The sequence below is a fragment of the Neosynechococcus sphagnicola sy1 genome (genome assembly GCF_000775285.1).
GTDB lineage: Bacteria > Cyanobacteriota > Cyanobacteriia > Neosynechococcales > Neosynechococcaceae > Neosynechococcus > Neosynechococcus sphagnicola.
The window spans coordinates 1-17857 of sequence record NZ_JJML01000021.1 but is presented as its reverse complement, the minus strand read 5'-3'; the positions used below and the strand labels follow the sequence as shown (position 1 = coordinate 17857).

Sequence of the window (17857 nt, the reverse complement as noted above, 5' to 3'; positions counted from 1 at the left end):
CTGATATATATGAACCAAAGACAGGTCAGCAGACTCTTGCTACCGATTTTAGTCGGTTGTGGCATCGGGGCAGCCTCCTCAGCCATGTGGTGGGAATTGGAGCACCAAGAAACGAATCGATTGCACAGCTTGGTGCGCTTGGAAACCACTACCCTCAAGAATGATATATCCGTACATATCTCCAATCGGATTCTGGCCTTGGCGCGCATGGGTAAGCGTTGGGAGGCGAGAGGTGGCATGCCTAGGGATCTGTGGAAATTAGAAGCAGCCTCTTTTATCAAAGATCTAGGAGGCTATCAGGCAATCCTGTGGGCCGATGGCAGTCGGCAGGTGCGTTGGGTGCATCCCCTTGTAGGGAATGAAAAACTCAACAACCTGAACCTGAATTGGCAGGGGCACCGCCGTACTCAATTGGACACCATTCAAAAGACCCGACAGATTACTGTCTTCGAAGCGATGGATTTTGTGCCAGAGGGGTGGGGATTTCTAGCGCTGGTTCCCCTGTTTCAAGATCGGACATCCCAGGGGTTTATTGTTGGCGTCTTCCGCATCGAAGCTTTAATCAATGGGTTGCTCGACTCGACAACCCTGCAAGACTATCAGATTCTGCTTTTAGAGGATCAGCAGATCATCTATAGCTACAATTTGGGGCGACAAACCCGACGGATAGGCTGGCAGGAAATTAGCCCGATTGCTCTCTATGGGGCGCAATGGCAACTGCGCGTCTCACCGACGGATCACTTCTTTGCCCACAATCACTCCCCACTGCCCACCGTTGTGTTGGCCAGTGGTTGGTTAATCGCTGGGGTGTTGGCGATCGCCGTCTACTTTGCCCAAACCGCCCGCTTACGAACGCGCCAACTAGAAGCTGAAATGGTTGAGCGTCAACAGGCAGAACTTGCCCTGCAATGGATTGCTAACTTTCAGCAACTGCTCCTCGACAGTGCCACCTATAGCATCATTGCCGTTACAGAAGATGGGATCATCTGTGTTTTTAATGCTGCGGCTGAACGGCTTTTAGGCTATAAAGCCACCGAAGTCATCGGTCAAGTGACCCCCGCCATTATCCATGACCCCGCTGAAATTCAGCAGCGGGCACGGGAGTTATCGGCAGAATTAGGGGTAGACGTGACACCCGGATTCGAGGTCTTCGTGGCTAAAGCCCGACAGGGCATCGTTGATGAACGGGAATGGACCTACGTGCGCAAGGATGGGTCTCGATTCCCCGTACTGTTGACGATCACAGCCCAACGCGATGCCAGTGGAACCATTGTGGGCTACATGGGCATTGCCAATGATATTACGGAGCGTAAACAAGCAGAGGAAGCCCTCCGCCTCAGAGACCGGGCGATCGCAGGGAGCAGTAACGGCATTGTCATTGTCGATCTGCGACAACCCCATCATCCGATCACCTACGTCAACCCAGCGTTTGAGCAGATCACGGGTTATGCCGCCGCCGACGTGATTGGGCGTAACTGTCGGTTTCTTCAGGGAACAGACACAAGCCAACCCGCATTAGAGGAACTGCGAGCAGCCCTGCGCCAGGGGAAAAGTTGTCAAGTCACGCTGCGAAACTATCGTCAAGACGGGACACCGTTTTGGAATCAGCTCAATATCTCGCCGATTTATGATGCCGGCGGCACCTTGACCCACTACGTGGGGATTCAAACGGATATTAGCGAGTCTAAACAACGCGAAGCCGAGCGCCTGCAAGCTGAAGCCACCTTGAAGCTGCAATTTCAACAGGCGTTGCTGCAGCGGCAGATCACCGAAGCGATTCGCGGCAGTCTCAATTCTCAGCGGATTTTTACCACTGCTGCTACCCAGATTGGTCAGGCATTGGCCACCAGTCGTTGCCTGATCCATACCTACATCGCCGAGCCACACCCCAGCATTCCGTTGGCCGCCGAGTATCTGGCAGATGGTTCTACGTCGATCAGCGATCTCGAAATCCCTGTTTTTCAGAACCCCCACGCCCTCAAAGTCCTCAGCCAGGACCAGGCGGTGGTCTCCCCTGATGTCTATCGGGAACCGCTGTTAGAAAAGGCTCAGACCCTCTGTGAGCAGATGGGGTTGAAATCCATGCTGACGGTGCGTACCTCTTACCAGGGGATTCCCAATGGCATCATTGGCTTGCATCAGTGCGATCGCTACCGTCAGTGGTCAGGCGACGAGATCAACCTCCTGGAGATGATTGCTGCCCAGATGGGCATTGCCCTCGCCCAAGCGCAGCTCTTAGAGCAAGAAACGCGCCGTCAGCAGGAACTCCTAGAAAAAACCATCGCCCTAGAGCAGGCCAAGCAGGAGGCGGAAGCTGCCAATCGTGCTAAAAGTGACTTTCTGGCGATGATGAGCCATGAAATCCGCACTCCCATGAACGCAGTGATCGGCATGACCGGGTTACTGCTGGATATGGAGCTGACACCCCAGCAACAGGACTTTGTGGAGACGATTCGCAGTAGTGGCGATGCCCTCTTGGCGATTATCAACGACATCCTTGACTTCTCAAAAATTGAGTCTGGGAAGCTGGATCTAGAGGAGCAGCCCTTTGATTTGCGACTCTGCCTTGAAGCAGCCATTGATCTTTTGGTTCCCCAGGCCGCTACCAAAGGCATTGAGTTGGCCTATTTGATCCATCCCCAGGTGCCAGCGTCCTTGATGGGGGATGCCACCCGGCTGCGGCAAATTCTGGTGAATCTGATCAGCAATGCCGTCAAATTTACGTCGGTGGGGGAAGTGGTGATTACGGTAGATGCGACTCCCTTAGGGGATGCTGCCGACCTACCGCACTACAAACTGCAATTTATCGTCCGAGATACGGGAATTGGCATTTCCCCCGATCGCCTGCATCGGCTCTTCAAACCCTTCAGTCAGGCTGACTCCTCCACTACTCGCCAGTACGGAGGCACGGGACTCGGACTGGCAATTAGTACACGCCTCAGTCAAATGATGGGGGGGCATTTGTGGGTGATCAGTCAAGGACAGGTTGGCGGTAACCCTCCCCCAGATTGGGTGGCAGACCAGAGCGAGACCCCCCTCGTCTCAGAGGGGGGGAGTGGCTCCACGTTTTATTTCACCGTGGTGCTCAGATCGCCCACCGATGGCGTGACCACGATTCATAGCCAATACCTCCCCCAACTGACTGGTAAACGGCTGTTAATTGTGGATGACAATGCCACCAATCGCCGGATTCTGCGTTTACAAGCGCAATCCTGGGAGATGCAAGCCCAGGTGGTAGCCTCAGGGAGTGAAGCGCTGGAGTGCCTCCACCAAGGGGAACGATTTGATCTGGCAATTCTCGACATGCAGATGCCAGAAATGGATGGCTTGACCCTGGCAGCCCAGATCCGTCAGTACTCTGGTTATCAGCAATTACCCTTGGTGCTCCTGAGTTCTCTGGGGAAACCGGAGATGACGACCGCCGCCCTAGACTACTTTGCAGCCTGCTTAACCAAACCCGTTAAACAGTCCCATCTTTATGAAGTGTTGACGCGGGTGTTAGGCTCACAACCGATCAAAGCCCGGTTGGAGCGTGCCAATAAGGGGCTGCTGGACGCGGATTTAGCAGATCGACTGCCCCTGCGAATTTTGCTGGCAGAAGATAATGTTGTCAACCAGAAGGTTGCCCTTTCCATGTTTCAGCGGTTGGGGTATCGAGCTGATGTTGTCGGCAATGGGCTAGAGGTTCTAGATGCCTTACATCGTCAAACCTATGATGTGGTGTTGATGGATGTCCAAATGCCCGAGATGGATGGACTGACTGCCACCCGCCAGGTTTGTCAGACTTGGGCTGCGGCCTCTCGCCCCCGGATTATTGCCATGACTGCAAATGCAATGCAGGGCGATCGGGAAGAATGTTTGGCCGCTGGCATGGATGATTACCTCAGCAAACCAATTCGGATGGAGGAACTAGCCGCGGCTCTGAGACAGTGTCAACCCAGTCAGCCTCCAACGATGATGGGCATTATCGCTCCTGCGGCCAACACGCTACCCACTAACCTAGCCACAGTTCCGGAGCGACCGCAGCCCAGGGTTGCTGTTTTAGACCCACAGGTACTGGAGGAAATGCGCAGTTTGGATGGTACGAATCCCGATGGATTTCTCCTCGAACTGCTCGATACTTACCAAGAAAATGCACCGGAATTACTCCAAACCCTGCAAACAGCCCTGAAAAATCAGGATGCCAAGCAGCTCCACTATGCTGCCCACACCTTCAAATCTACCAGTGCCTCCGTGGGGGCAACCCTGCTGTCATCGTTGTGTCAACAATTAGAGATCATTGCCCTATCGGGGAATTTGCTCGTTGATCCTCAACTGATGGAGCAGTTAGAGACAGCCTATGAATCAACCAGCGTTGCTGTGGAGGAAGTACGTGCCTCCGCTCTGGCAGCGATCGCGGGAGAGGAGATTCTATGAAGCCGCCGGATGATCAGGCTCCGCTGATTCTGATTGCGGATGACGAGCCGATGATCCGACTCCAACTCCGGCGAGCAATGGAGCAAGAGGGCTATCGGGTTGCAGAAGCTAAAAATGGTGAAGAATGTCTGGCAGCCTATCTCCAATTCCATCCTGACATTGTGCTCCTCGATGCGATCATGCCCTCCATGGACGGATTTACCTGTTGCCACCAGCTCCAGCAACTATCAACAGCCCAACCTGTTCCCGTACTGATGATCACAGGACTGGAAGACAAGCAGTCGGTTGACCGCGCCTTTGCCGTCGGAGCGGTCGATTATGTCACCAAGCCAATTCATTGGGCTGTCCTCTTGCAGCGAGTGCGGCGCTTAATTCATCAATCCCATCTCTATGAACAACTAGCCCTAGCGAACCAAGAACTTCAGTGTCTGGCAAATCTGGATGGGTTAACAGGAGTGGCGAATCGGCGGCGCTTTGATGAATACCTGAACAAAGAATGGCGACGCCTGACACGAGAGCAACGTCCTCTCTCTTTAATTCTGTGTGACATTGACTTTTTTAAGAGCTACAACGATGCCTATGGTCATCAAGCCGGAGATCTCTGTCTGCAACAGGTAGCGCGAACCATTGCCCAAACAGTCAAACGCCCATCAGATTTAGTGTGTCGCTATGGTGGGGAAGAGTTTGTCGTCATCCTTCCCTGTACCGATGCAGCAGGAGCCAGCCACATTGCCCAAGAGATTCAATCACAACTGCGATCGCTACAACTATTACATAATCAATCTTCGGTTGATGCCTTTGTCACATTGAGTCTGGGGATTGCCACCACTATCCCCGATTTTCAATTGAGTCCGAAGGATTTAATTCGCACCGCCGATCAGGCACTTTACGCAGCCAAGGCCGGAGGTCGTAATCGTATTGAGATGTTACCTGTGATTGTCAAGGATTAAGATTTCCCATCGACATCTGGAGTGATTCATTTTGGAAAACCTCTCCAAACCGATTCTTGTCTGACTTCATACCTTGCTACTTCTGCCAATGAGTAAGTCCTAATACCAGCATTCAAAAAAATCTGCAAAGTTGTTGCTACCCGGAAGCATTTTTGCAGGGGTGGTTGCTTAAGCTGTAGCTACATCAACCTGATAAATCCTATGTCACGCCACCTGGAAAGGCTACTGCAACTAGATGCCCTCCTGAGATTGCCCCTTCGTCAAACAGCGGAGAATCTAGCGGAAGCACTGGAAGTCAGCGAACGAACAGTTCGGAATGACTTGAATTTCCTGCGCGATCGTTACTTTGCTCCTTTGGAGTGGAGTAAGGCTAAGGGCTATCACTACACGGATTCGGATTGGCGGTTGCCGACCATTACGCTGAGCAAGGGGGAACTGTTTGCCCTAACGCTGGGAGCCAGGATGTTGGAGGCGTATGCTGGTTCAGCCTATGTGGGGGAGTTGCGCTCGGCGATCGCCCGTCTGGGGGAACGATTGCCTGAACAGACCTGGGTGGATCTGCAACAAATTGCGGATGAGCGGATTTTGTTTCGATCCGGGGCAGAAATCAATCTAGACCCCAATGTCTGGCATCAGCTAGAGGATGCCTGTCAAACCCATAAGACAGTTCAAATGACCTACTACACGGCAGGTCGTAATGCTACCTCTGATCGCCAGATCGACCCCTATGTGCTTCATATTTACCGGGGTACCAATCCTTATGTCATTGGCTATTGCCACACCCGCAAAGAGGTGCGCTGGTTTCGCGTCGATCGGATTACGCAACTTCAGGTGTTGAAGGAAACGTTTGTACCTGACCCAACCTTTGATGCCAAGGATCATCTGGAGATGATTTTTCAGCATGAAGCAGGCGGCTTGCCGCAGCCTGTGGCGATTTGGTTTGATGCGAAAACTTCACCCTATATTCGGGAGCGCCGATGGCACGCTACCCAGGAAATTCAAGAACATGCCGATGGTTCGCTGACGCTCTGCATGACGGTCAGGGGTTTGCAGGATTTGAAGCGGTGGGTGTTGGGCTATGGAAAGGGCGCGATCGTGCGGGAGCCACTGGAGCTGGTGCAGTTGGTTAGGGATGAGGTATCGATGATGAAGTGTCACTATCAGGAGGCAAAGTCATGATTCAAGCAATTCAGAAGGGGACGACGTTTGAAGCGTTTTTGAGCGGGTATCCAGCAGACGGTGGACGCTATGAGCTGATTAATGGAGAGGTGATAGAGGTGCGACCTAGCGGCGACCATGAGGATGTGGCAAGTCAAATCATTCGAGCCATTGATCGAGAAATTGAACGGCTGAATCTGAATTGGTTTATTCCGAATACCTGTTGTGTCAAGCCAGCGGGTAATTTGGATGCCTATATCCCAGATGTAATTGTGCTTGATCGTGCTCAACTTGGGGCTGAACTTTTGTGGAAGACAGCTTCGACGATTACCAGCGGCAAATCTGCCCAATTGATTGTGGAGGTAGTGAGTACGAACTGGCACGATGACTATGCCCGCAAGCTTGAGGATTATGAGGCGTTGGAAATTGCAGAATATTGGATTGTGGATTTTCGAGCATTGGGTGGACGGCGGTTTATTGGTTCCCCAAAGCAACCGACAGTGAGTGTCTACACTTTGGTAGATGGGTTGTATCAGCTTCAGCAGTTTCGAGTTGGGGAAATACTGCGATCGCACATCTTCCCAGAACTGCAACTCAGCACAGACAAGATTTTACAAACAGGCGATCGCTAACACAAGCTAGATTGAAAGATTATGGTAACCACAGAATTTTCTAAAATTGAACAAGGCTCTCTGTTTCAGCCTTACGTTGAGCTAAGTTTTGCAGTGATTGGGGAAACGTTGCCTGCGGATCATGGCTATGGGCTGTATAGCGCGATCGCGCTGAATGACAAGGTAAATCTGCAAGCCTTGATTCAAGGCTCAGGGAGGATGCCTAATGAACAACGATCGACATAACTATCCACACCTACACACCCACGATGGGGAATCCGCTCACCTGATCAGCCATCCCCGTATCCGTGTTGCCCACATTGTTATGGATTACTTAGCTTACGGTTGGTCTGTTGATGAAATGTGCCGTCAACATATCTATCTCAAACCTGCGGAAGCCCATGCAGCCATGTGTTACTACTTTGACCACCCATCAGAGATTGATCAAGAAATTCGGGCAGAGCGACAACAGCTACAGAATGATCAGTCCACGGCGCAGCGATCGCCCTTCTATCTCCGGATGAAAGCACAGGGAGTGTTGTAGATAGCGATCGCATCTGCTCTATTCCCTGAGCTAAGACTAATGGCAGCAGAGATTTTGATGTTGGGAGGATGAATTTCGAGTTGAGCTTAGAAAAACTATGAAGTGGAGACCTATGATGAATTTGATGTCACACGGCGTTGAGCACGAGACCCCAAGAACTGTGTTCTGTTGTGCAGTCAGCCTAGCAACCTTAGATGCCTTACGGCGTTCTCACAGATCATTGTACTTTAAGGAGAAGAGCAACTCTACAGTTCTTGGGGTCTCCATTGACAGAAGGTTAGCGATACCTTATCATTAGGATTAACAAGCATATTCCAAGGACACGGCTCCGTGGGCGAAAATGATTTTGTTTCCCTGCTTTTAAAGGCGCAAAGGCTCCAGAAGGTTGCTCAGAAGCTTCAGGAGCAATCTGATTCTCTAGAAGCTGAAGTTAGGTTAAAGATAGAAGCGCTACTTTCAGAGCGAAACGAGCTTCGCTGGCGAGTTGATCCTTTTTCCGCAAATGCAAATTCGCTGGCTGACGTAGATTTTTAAATTTGAAATAGTTCCCCATTAAAGTTTGGGAACTGAGTCTTAGATGCCTTCGGGCGTTGAGCAATTAAAAAAATTCTTTGGCTCAGAGTTATAAGTTGAGCTATCTCTTCAGAAATCTTGTAGAGACTAATTTCAGGAGCAACTAATTATGCTAGCAGTGGAATCCCAAAAATCTGGGGTGGATTTGTTGGTGCCGCCTTATGTGGAGTTGAGTTTTGGAGTAATTGGCGAAACGTTGCCTGCGGATCATGGGTATGGGTTGTATAGTGCTATTTCTAAAATTTGTCCAGCGTTACATGAGCAAGAAGGAGTAAGTATTCAGACAATTACTGGTATTCCAGATCGACGAGGCAGGATCTACTTGACCAAAGATAAATCCTTCTTGCGAATTCGACTGCCTTATGACCCTGACTTGATTTCACGATCTCTCACCTTAGCTGGCAAACAGTTAACTATTGGTAATCATCGTATTAGCCTAGGTATTCCCCAATTTCTTACCCTACAACCAGCAGACATTTTAAAGGCAAGAATTGTGGTTATTAAAGGATTTCAAGATGCAGAAGCTTTTCTGAAAGCTGCGAAATATAAACTTCAATTACTAGATATTAACGGTGTGGCATCCATTCCACTAAATGAAAAGGAAGAACCAGATCGAAAAACAATTAAAATCAAATCCTTTACTGTGGTTGGGTTTGGGGTGGTAGTTGAAAATCTCACAGCAGAAGATTCAATTAAACTTCAAGTCGCTGGAATTGGTGGTAAGCATCGAATGGGATGTGGTGTTTTTGTGCCATTTAGAGGCGAAGCATGAATAACCCCTATCGCTTACTGGCAAAGTCTTATGACCGGAAAAAATATAAGGAACCTCCTGACTATGCATTGTTAACTCAGCACAGCCGTGATGTAGCAGAAGCCTGTAATGCATTAGCAATAATGGTTGGAGCGATCGCACTTGCTAATGCTGGACTCCCTCCATTACGCTTAGATGAGTTCACTAAAACACTCGTAACAAATGGATGGATACAAGATACTGGTAAAGCTAGTAGTCACTTTCAGGAAATGTTGTCTAATCCTGAAATGAGCCAACTGCTAAGGCATGAGGTGATTTCTGGGCTAATGTTTTGCCTAGAACCACGCTTAAAAAAATGGATTGAGCCTTTGGGATCATCTAGACTCCCAGCAATTTGGGGGGCAATGGGACATCACCGTAAATTTGAAAAATCTACAGTTCCTCGGCAAGCAAACACACTTACAGTTTGTGTCTCCCATCCTGACTTCCAAAGCATTTTGCAGGAGATGTCTTTGCATTTTAAATCCTTGGGGCTTGATTTAGGCGAACCTCCACTTTTTAAGGCTGATTTAACCATTGATTTGGATGACGAGGATGCTGATTTCATTGCTGAGCAAGCCTTGCAACAAATTAAGTTAGAGTTCACGAAACAAGAACAAAACTTTGCTAGAGAAGAAGAGCGCCGATTTATCGCCATAGTCAAAGCGTTTGGAATTGCAGCGGATGTTGCTGCCAGTGCTGTAGCTAAAAAGCATCGATCAGCAGACCGATACTCGTTACAGGAATTTGTTACTACTGATCTCTCAAAGGGTCTTCAGTCAAGAGATTTGACACATTTAATTCATGGCTGGGCATGGAAAGCTTGGAAAAAAGCTAATCCAAATAATAATCAGCATCTTGATCTATCTCGCTTACCAGACGGATTTATAGTGCGAGATTTTCAATTAAATGTCGCCAACTCTGGAAAGCGACTCACGTTAGCAGAAGCGGGTTGCGGCTCTGGTAAAAGTCTTGCTGCGTATTTATGGGCACGTAAATGGTGTGAACAATTCCAGCAGGAAGATCGCACAAATTTTCGGTTGTTTTTCTGCTTACCTACCACAGGAACTACAACCGAACATTTCAAAGATTATGCACTAGAGTCTGGAATTCCGGTGGATCAATTGAGCTTAACTCATTCTCGTTCATCGGTTGATTTGGAAACGATGGCAGAAACCGCTGTTCAAGAGGAAGCCATTAATGAGGAGGATACCCATCGAGCAAAAACAAAAGTGGCTCAAAGTGCTCTTGAAGCTGAACGAGACAAGATTGAAGCATTAGCTTTGTGGAGTACCCCGTTAGTGGTTACAACCACTGATACCGTGTTGGGATTGATGGCAAATGCTCGTAAAGCCATCTATAGCTTTCCAAGCATTATGCAGTCAGCGATCGTCTTTGATGAAGTTCATGCATTTGATGATTATTTGTTTGGACACTTGCTGGTCTTTATCAAAAATTTCCCCAATTTACCTGTGCTATTAATGACAGCTTCCTTGCCAGAATCTCGTCGTCAGGCTATTCAAAAGATTCGCCCTGATTTAGAAATTATTCCAGGGCCACCAAAATTGGAAACCCTGGAACGGTATCACATTCAACATCCATCTTCTGATGACGCAATATGGAAAGCTGTTCAAAAATGTCTTGCTGGCAAAGGTAAGGTGCTGTGGGTGCGTAATCGTGTGGATTGGGCAAATGATATTTACCACCAGGCAAAACACAAAGCTAAAACCAATCCAGACTTTGCTGGTGTTTCAATTAATGTTTATCACTCACGTCTACGTTACAAAGATCGTAGCCATCGACATAGACAGGTAATTGATAATTTCAACCAGGATGGTCAAGCTGCATTTTTGGTGGCAACTCAAGTGGCAGAAATGAGCCTGGATTTATCCGCTGATTTGCTGATCACCGATATTGCTCCAGTGCCATCCCTAATTCAGCGAATGGGACGCTTGAATCGCCGCGCAACTCCTGAAAAACCCAGGCGAACCCAAATGGGCAATGATTTGCTCGATCGCTGAATCTGAAGTTTTGCCTTACGACTTAGGAGATTTAGCAATGGCTCAAACCTGGATTGAGCAACTCACTGCACTGAATAAACCACTGCATCAAAAAGATCTGACAAATCAGTTTAATTCAATATGCGAGGTGACTGAATATGACTATGCTAAAGCCGAAGAACGAGCCTGTTTCTTTGGCGTACCCAAAAAATCTGGTCTATGGCGCACCCGACCTGGCATGACTCGTGGCGAAGGCTATACCATGCCAGTCATTCTTCGTCAGGATTTGGACGAGTGGAAGAAAAGTAAGCCTACCCAAGATCCAAATCAAGATTGGATACGCAAACATGAGGTTTCAATTCCTATTCGAGAACAAGCTTTGAAATGGAATGACCGGGTTGGCGGCATTCGAGTAGCAGACGAAGACATCGTATACGACTACAACGAGGAGACACGGGAGGGAACAGGAGCAAAATGGCGTTAACTTACCGACTGAATGACCCAAATTTTACGATTTATCACCGAGCGGCACTGGGGGGATTAGCTGCTACGATTCAGTCTTGGGATAATAACCTTCCAGCAGGAATTCATCAGCCTACTCTTACAGCCGATGGTGTAACAATCACCTGGGATGAAAGCATTTCTGCTCAAGATGCCATACAACGTATTCTTGAAGCTTCTTTCAAGCTAACAGAAGATAAACTAATTCACCTGCCAGGACAGTTTATTGGTGAAGATGCAGTTGATCTCAGATTAGCAGTTCATGAAGGACTTTGCCTGACTTTTTTGCAACATAACAAGATGCGGCCTGGAGAGAAGGGAACACGTACTTTTCCTCTTAAATCCGTCGATGGTGACGGTTGCGATCAAATTTCCTACAAGGCGGTAAATAGCTATGCTCATCAAAAAGCGCAGGGAACAGGATTACTGGATGAATTAAAAAAAGGAGAGAGAGGATTTTTACCTGCTATCGCTACTATTCCTCAGTCAGTTATTCCTGGGGCGATGACGGGGAGAAAATCTCTACAAGCGACTCCAGAAGAAGCATTCCTGCTGCTCTATCTCATGGTCAGTTGTGTGGTATTTCTGCTGCGTCCTAGGACTTACAGAGGGAAAGCTGACAGAACTGCAAAGGAAAAAGCTCAGGCTTGTGTAGTTGTGCCTGAAGTGACAAATCTGCTGGACTTTTCCGATGCCATCCAATTTTTGCCTGCTACTAATGCTGAGAAGCGGAAGGAGTTGTTTAGTTTTACCTATCTGGGACGAGTTGTTGGTGGTGCAGAAGAAGCAGCCTTGAGTTTTTTAGCAGATTTGGAAGCTAGTAAAATTGCCAAAAGCTCAAGCTCTGGCATTGCTGGATGTCAGGCGATCGCAATGGGTAAAGTTGCCTGGGATAAGAACCAAATTAACCGCAGTATTAGCGTCAGGTTACACGGAAGCTATCCAGAAATCAAGATTTTCCGGACGGCTAAGCAATACCTTGGTCGCAGCAAATTGATAAAAACTGCTGATGGTAGAAGCTTTGCTTTACCCAATAGCCCAGTGCCAGAGTTAATTGCAGCAAATCTAGCAGCGGAAAGACACTGGTGTGCTCACTTTCAAGAGCTAGTGAGTGAGAAAAAGGATTTCAATCAAATGTCGTATCACAGAGCAGGACTGAATCAAATGGCAAAAGTTATCAAGGATGACGATGACAAGGCAATTATTCAAGCATTTCAACAAGCTTGGAGGATGACCATGGGACAGATTGGAGAACGAGCAGAGAACAATCATCTCAACTTTGAAAGACTGATGGAGGTGCGTCGGGAAAAAATTCGCAATGAAATCTTGCGGACGAAAACCCCTGCTGCCTTGGCAGGCTGGTTTCTCAGATTTTGTGCTGATGCCACAAAAGGAGCATCCTTAGCTCCAATTCGAGAGGATGCAGATCGCATTCGAGCGTTTATCTTCAGTCCTCGCTACTTTGATCGGTTTCAAAATCTACTGTTGTTTGCCCTGCTCAGCTATGTAGGAGACAACGGATCAAATACTCAATCAACTCAAAAATAAGGAGAACAACCCATGGCAACGCATTATCTCTATGGCACGATTTTGACAGGTGAGGCAGTCGCTGCAAATAACCGAGGGGACAATATTGGCAACACCACCACACTGCAAAAGGTATTTCATCAGGATGACTTACATACTAGCGTTTCGGCTGAGGCGATTAGATTTGCTTTGCGCTACCGTTTTCAGTTAGAAGACACAGGTTCTGTCAATCGCAGCTATGATTCGTCTTCTGGCAAATTAGGTTACATGGATGAAAAACGCAAAGACTGGAATCCTGAAACAGGAAACGTTTTTATTGATGACGACTTAATGGGTTTCATGGATGCTGAAGCAGCGGCCAAGGAAAAAGAAGACGAGGTGGAAGTTGAGGAAGGCAACGAAACACCTAAAAATAAGAAGAAGGAGAAACCAAAGGGCAAGACTACCAAGCGTCAAAGTCCACTGGCTATTGGTCGTGCCATCAGTTTACGTCCTTATCGAGGTGAAGTGTCCTTCAACTGTGTGAGTGGAGAAAAGACAAAGGGACAGCTTTCCCTCTACAGCGCTGAAATGCATACCACTGAGTACCAATACAGCTTTGGATTGAATCTGGGTGATGTTATTAAGAAAACACACATCAGCAGTCTGATTGATGCCATTATCGATCCTCCACCAGTTGCCGGAAACCATAGCCGTTTTGCTTATGACTTTTCTCCAGCATCTGTTGTATTGCGAGTGACCCATGCTCATGCTTCTAAAATCCAAAATTGCTTTGAGCATGATGAGGAAAATCGCACTTACACCATCGAGCGTTTGATTCAGCGAGTTGAAGCAGGTGATATTCCTGCCAATGAGCTAATTATTGGGGGTGCAGTGGCTTTGACGGAAGAGGGCAAAAAGTTAGCAGATTTAAAAGTTACTGTTTTGAAGGGCGTGAATGCTGCCGCAAATGAAGCCCGCAAGCGTATTGCTGCTTTTGGAGAGACATACAAGGATGTAGCTGTCGGTTCTGAAGATAAATCTGGAGACAAGTCAGCATGATTGCATTGCATGTTGAAGTACCCTATGCCAGCTTTCGGAAGTCCTATGCACGATCGCTAGCTGAAACTTACCCCTTTCCTCCACCAGCTACAGTCTACGGAATGCTACTTTCCTTGGTAGGCGAATACTTTCGAGCACGACATGCGGGTGTTCAACTGGCTTTTGCCTATGCTTGTCAACCCAAAATTGCAACAACACTACGAAAACTGAGTCGTTACAAGTATGGGGTGGCAAGTAAACAATCTAAGTTGGGCAATGCTCCCGATTTCATTGAAACATTGTGTGGCATTGAATTTCTCTGCTGGATAGACAGTAGCAAGGAAGAAGGGAATATATCGCTTGAATCTCGCGTGATTGAGGCGATAGATACACCTGAACGAATTGAGCGTACAGGCGTTGTCAGTCTAGGACTCAGTGATGATGCAGTTAACGATATTTCATTAATCGGCGATCTACTAAAACTGAACCAGCAGTACAAACAACATAATGAGGATTTCAGCGGATGGCATTGGCTAATCCCCCAAGAGAATGGGCAAATTGAGTTACCTGTGTGGGTTGATCACGTTGGGTCATTGCACACACGCTGGCAAAGATATCAGTTTGATCACTCTCCTTCTATGATTGATGGAGAGCCAGAAGCGAGTAAATTCACTTTGATTGCCGATCCTCGTTGATGCTATTGACCTCTGATGCCGTTGGCGTTGAACACTTTCTACAAAAACTTAATCAAACTCTGGTGCCCAGAGATCAGCGATCGCCACTTGCCAACCGGGCAGCAAATCTGGCACCGTGAGCACCTCTGTATCTCCCAGAGTGATGACCCCTTGACCGGAGCGGTAAACCTCAACAGTGTGATTTTCTGGATTAATCAGAATTCCAACCTTGGTTCCGAACGATAAAAACTCATCGATTTTGGCTCTGAGTTTCTTCAGGCGATCGCCCGGAGACTTGACTTCGACGATTAAATCAGGGGTTAACTCTGCAAAGGATCGCGGACTGCGGCGCAACCGTTCAGCGAACACAAAGGAAACATCCGGTGCTCTCAAATCCAAATTAGGCAGGGTAAACCCAGCACTAGAGCCAACTACACGCCCTAACTTGCGCGGTTTTACCCACTTCAACAACTCAGCCGCAAATCCTGTCGCCACCTCTTCTGATTCATAACCAGAGGGACTCATGACAATAATTTCCCCATCCACTAACTCCATTCGATAGTCGGGGTGTTCTGACTGTATTTTTTCCAGATCTTGGATGGTTAGAGACATTCTTTCTCCTTTAAACCTTCAACCCTACCGCTAATCTACTATGCCTACCCTAGAAACTCCTGCCATGCAGCAGGACACGATCCGTGTCTCTGCCCTCCATGCCCTTGCTTATTGCCCTCGCCTGTTTTACCTGGAAGAAGTGGAAGAACTTTACACCCAGGATGCTGCCGTATTTGCTGGGCGCAGACTACATGTCGAATTGGAAAAACAAGAAGACGAGGACTGGGAAGACCTGCTCCTAGAAAGCGCAGAACTGGGACTACGGGGGCGGGTGGATGCCCTGCGGACTCGTGATGGCCAGGTGATTCCCTATGAGCACAAGCGAGGACGCTGTTACCGCGATGAGAATAATCAACCCCAAGCTTGGGAGAGCGATCGCCTGCAAATCTTAGCCTATGCATACTTGATTGAATTGGCACTGGGAATCCCGATTCCCGAAGGCCGAATTCGCTATCACGCTGATAACGTATTAGTCCATGTCCCCTTAGATGATCCAGGGCGGTTAGCGGTTCGAACTGCCATTCAACAGGCACAACTGCTGCGGCAGTCTGCTTACCGTCCCCCTGTGACCGAAAATGAGCGGCTCTGTGCTCGGTGTTCCCTGTCTCCTGTCTGTCTGCCTGAAGAATCCCGACTTGCCCATGACCGCGAGTGGCAGCCGATACGCCTGTTCCCAGAAGACGACGATCGCCAGATCCTGCATATTTTGGAGCCAGGAACCTGCATCGGTCGGACGGGGGAGCAACTCAAGATTACCCGCAGAGATCAACCCGTGGAAAACGATCCCGGTGTGTCAGGTCGGTCAGGTGGTACTACACAGCTATTCCCAAATTTCTACCCAGGCGCTGCACTTTTGTGCTGACCAGGGAATTGGGGTACATTTCATTTCTGGTGGGGGTCGCTACCTAGGCAGCTTTGATGGTCGCCAGGGCAGTATTCAGCGCCGGATTCGTCAGTATGATGCCCTGAGTAACCCTGAGATGTGTTTGCACCTCGCCCGCAAACTGGTTATTTGTCGCGGCCAAGGGCAACGTAAGTTCCTGATGCGGGGACAACGGGGGCGGGCAGAAGTACCAGTATTGCTGAAACAGGCAATTTCTCAGATGAAGGCTGTTCTGAAGCAAATCCCTCTGGTGATGTCAGTGGAGTCATTGCTGGGAGTAGAGGGAAATCTGGCAGCCCTCTATTTTGGTGCCTTGCCTCACTTAATTGCTGAAGGTGTGTCCCCGCAGCTCAAGTTTGAGCATCGGAATCGTCGTCCACCCCGCGATCGCTTCAATGCGCTGCTGAGTTTTGGCTATGCCCTGCTACTCAAGGATGTGATGAATGCAATTCTCACCGTGGGTCTGGAGCCAGCTCTGGGGTTTTATCATCAACCTCGTTCTCAGGCGGCACCGCTAGCCTTGGATCTAATGGAGATTTTCAGAGTACCGCTCGTGGATATGGTGGTCTTGGCGGCGGTGAATCGTGGCCAGTGGGATGTACAGGCAGATTTTGAAGAGCGAGGTCAGCAGGTCTGGTTAAGTGACACGGGTCGGCGCAAGTTTGTCAGTCTTTACGAACGCCGAAGATCAGAAACCTGGAAACATCCTGTGACGGAATATTCCCTCACCTATCGGCGGCTCATAGAACTAGAAGTACGGCTGCTTGAAAAAGAATGGTCCGACGAAGGAGGACTCTTTGCCCAATTGATTCTGCGATGAGATCAAAATAATGTCTGAATCAAAAAACTGGTACTTGGTTTGCTACGATATCCGCGATCCCAAACGCTGGCGCAATGCCTATAAGCTACTCCAGGGCTATGGAGAGTCGCTGCAATATTCTATTTTTCGCTGTTGGCTAACTCAGCGCGATCGCGAAAAATTGCGGTGGGAGTTAGAGAAAATCCTGGTTGCAGAGGATCGACTGCTGTTGGCTGGGCTTTGCCATCGTTGTGTTGAGCGTATCCAGAAATGTAATCGTCCCGAAGCATGGTGTGATGATGCACCAGGCCATCGAGTGATCTAAATTCAAGCATCGGTGTTTGTATCAGCATCTCACTAGGTTCCGAACCGTGTAATCCTTATCCAGAGAGGCTTTGTACCTCCTCTCTACCCTTGGGAGATACTTGCAAGTTCGGAACCCCTTTCCCAGCAAGCGATCGCGGTACAGCTTATAGTGATAAGACTAGCCGAGAATGTATTTTCCAGGATTTACAGCAACCTACTTGTTAAACTTGCTGAGAAAGCCCTCCCAGCAGGGATTTCAAGGATCGGACTGCTAAACCTCTGATGCCGTAAGGCGTTGAGCACCCCCTGGAAGCCCGCCTATTGACAATTCAGCCTGCCTGCTAAACCTCTGATGCCGTAAGGCGTTGAGCACAATACTTTTCCCGCCCGTATCGACTTGGAAGGTTGGCTGCTAAACCTCTGATGCCGTAAGGCGTTGAGCACGGTTGCCTCAATTAACACCACCGTAGTGGTGCGACTGCTAAACCTCTGA

The 17857-nt window shown here is 48.6% G+C and carries 15 protein-coding genes and 1 pseudogene; 15 read left to right on the top strand and 1 reads right to left on the bottom strand.

The features are described from left to right. The first annotated feature begins 9 nt into the window (after positions 1 to 9). From DO97_RS10605 to cas5, 13 genes are all read left to right on the top strand, one after another. Entirely contained in the window at positions 10 to 4416 is a 4407-nt protein-coding gene (locus DO97_RS10605; protein ID WP_052128619.1) for a response regulator, read from the top strand. Then, positions 4413 to 5366 carry a response regulator gene (locus DO97_RS10600; protein WP_036533217.1) on the top strand — a complete coding sequence of 318 codons (954 nt, stop codon included), beginning with the start codon at positions 4413 to 4415 and terminating at the stop codon, positions 5364 to 5366. The genes DO97_RS10605 and DO97_RS10600 overlap by 4 nt, the downstream gene beginning before the upstream one ends. Positions 5367 to 5567: 201 nt before the next feature. Then, positions 5568 to 6545 (top strand): helix-turn-helix transcriptional regulator, encoded by a 978-nt coding sequence (locus DO97_RS10595; protein WP_036533215.1) that lies wholly within the window; start codon positions 5568 to 5570, stop codon positions 6543 to 6545. Next, positions 6542 to 7156: a Uma2 family endonuclease gene (locus tag DO97_RS10590; RefSeq protein WP_036533212.1), complete on the top strand. Its 615-nt coding sequence runs from the start codon at positions 6542 to 6544 to the stop codon at positions 7154 to 7156. The genes DO97_RS10595 and DO97_RS10590 overlap by 4 nt, the downstream gene beginning before the upstream one ends. Before the next feature lie 21 nt (positions 7157 to 7177). Beyond that, a complete protein-coding gene (locus DO97_RS24635) occupies positions 7178 to 7381 on the top strand; it encodes a hypothetical protein (RefSeq protein WP_036533210.1) in 204 nt (67 codons plus the stop codon). Then, positions 7362 to 7679 carry a DUF433 domain-containing protein gene (locus tag DO97_RS10580; RefSeq protein ID WP_036533207.1) on the top strand — a complete coding sequence of 106 codons (318 nt, stop codon included), beginning with the start codon at positions 7362 to 7364 and terminating at the stop codon, positions 7677 to 7679. Before DO97_RS24635 ends, DO97_RS10580 begins: the two co-directional genes overlap by 20 nt. 330 nt (positions 7680 to 8009) lie before the next feature. Continuing rightward, entirely contained in the window at positions 8010 to 8213 is a 204-nt protein-coding gene (locus DO97_RS10575) for a hypothetical protein (protein WP_036533205.1), read from the top strand. A 184-nt stretch (positions 8214 to 8397) separates the two neighbouring features. Then, complete coding sequence (cas6, locus tag DO97_RS10570; RefSeq protein ID WP_193365071.1) at positions 8398 to 9024, top strand: type I-MYXAN CRISPR-associated protein Cas6/Cmx6; 627 nt, start codon at positions 8398 to 8400, stop codon at positions 9022 to 9024. Then, the gene (cas3, locus tag DO97_RS10565) at positions 9021 to 11063 is read left to right on the top strand and encodes a CRISPR-associated helicase Cas3' (RefSeq protein ID WP_204368568.1); all 2043 of its coding nucleotides are present in this window, start codon (positions 9021 to 9023) and stop codon (positions 11061 to 11063) included. The genes cas6 and cas3 overlap by 4 nt, the downstream gene beginning before the upstream one ends. A 37-nt stretch (positions 11064 to 11100) precedes the next feature. Then, positions 11101 to 11526 carry a hypothetical protein gene (locus DO97_RS25055; protein WP_204368567.1) on the top strand — a complete coding sequence of 142 codons (426 nt, stop codon included), beginning with the start codon at positions 11101 to 11103 and terminating at the stop codon, positions 11524 to 11526. Continuing rightward, complete coding sequence (cas8a1, locus tag DO97_RS10560; protein ID WP_036533203.1) at positions 11517 to 13091, top strand: type I-MYXAN CRISPR-associated Cas8a1/Cmx1; 1575 nt, start codon at positions 11517 to 11519, stop codon at positions 13089 to 13091. The genes DO97_RS25055 and cas8a1 overlap by 10 nt, the downstream gene beginning before the upstream one ends. A gap of 12 nt (positions 13092 to 13103) precedes the next feature. Further along, positions 13104 to 14111, top strand: coding sequence for a DevR family CRISPR-associated autoregulator (locus DO97_RS10555; protein ID WP_036533201.1), 1008 nt, complete (start codon positions 13104 to 13106; stop codon positions 14109 to 14111). Then, positions 14108 to 14785, top strand: a complete 678-nt coding sequence (gene cas5 / locus DO97_RS10550; protein WP_036533198.1) for a type I-MYXAN CRISPR-associated protein Cas5/Cmx5/DevS — start codon at positions 14108 to 14110, stop codon at positions 14783 to 14785. Before DO97_RS10555 ends, cas5 begins: the two co-directional genes overlap by 4 nt. Before the next feature lie 48 nt (positions 14786 to 14833). Here the strand turns inward: cas5 and DO97_RS10545 are convergent, their stop codons facing one another. After that, positions 14834 to 15376: a Uma2 family endonuclease gene (locus DO97_RS10545; RefSeq protein WP_036533196.1), complete on the bottom strand. Its 543-nt coding sequence runs from the start codon at positions 15374 to 15376 to the stop codon at positions 14834 to 14836. Between the two features lie 40 nt (positions 15377 to 15416). Here DO97_RS10545 and cas1 point away from each other — a divergent pair. Continuing rightward, positions 15417 to 17079, top strand: a pseudogene (gene cas1 / locus DO97_RS31085) (type I-MYXAN CRISPR-associated endonuclease Cas1). Between the two features lie 10 nt (positions 17080 to 17089). Beyond that, the gene (cas2, locus tag DO97_RS10535; RefSeq protein ID WP_036533193.1) at positions 17090 to 17383 is read left to right on the top strand and encodes a CRISPR-associated endonuclease Cas2; all 294 of its coding nucleotides are present in this window, start codon (positions 17090 to 17092) and stop codon (positions 17381 to 17383) included. Positions 17384 to 17857 lie beyond the last annotated feature (474 nt).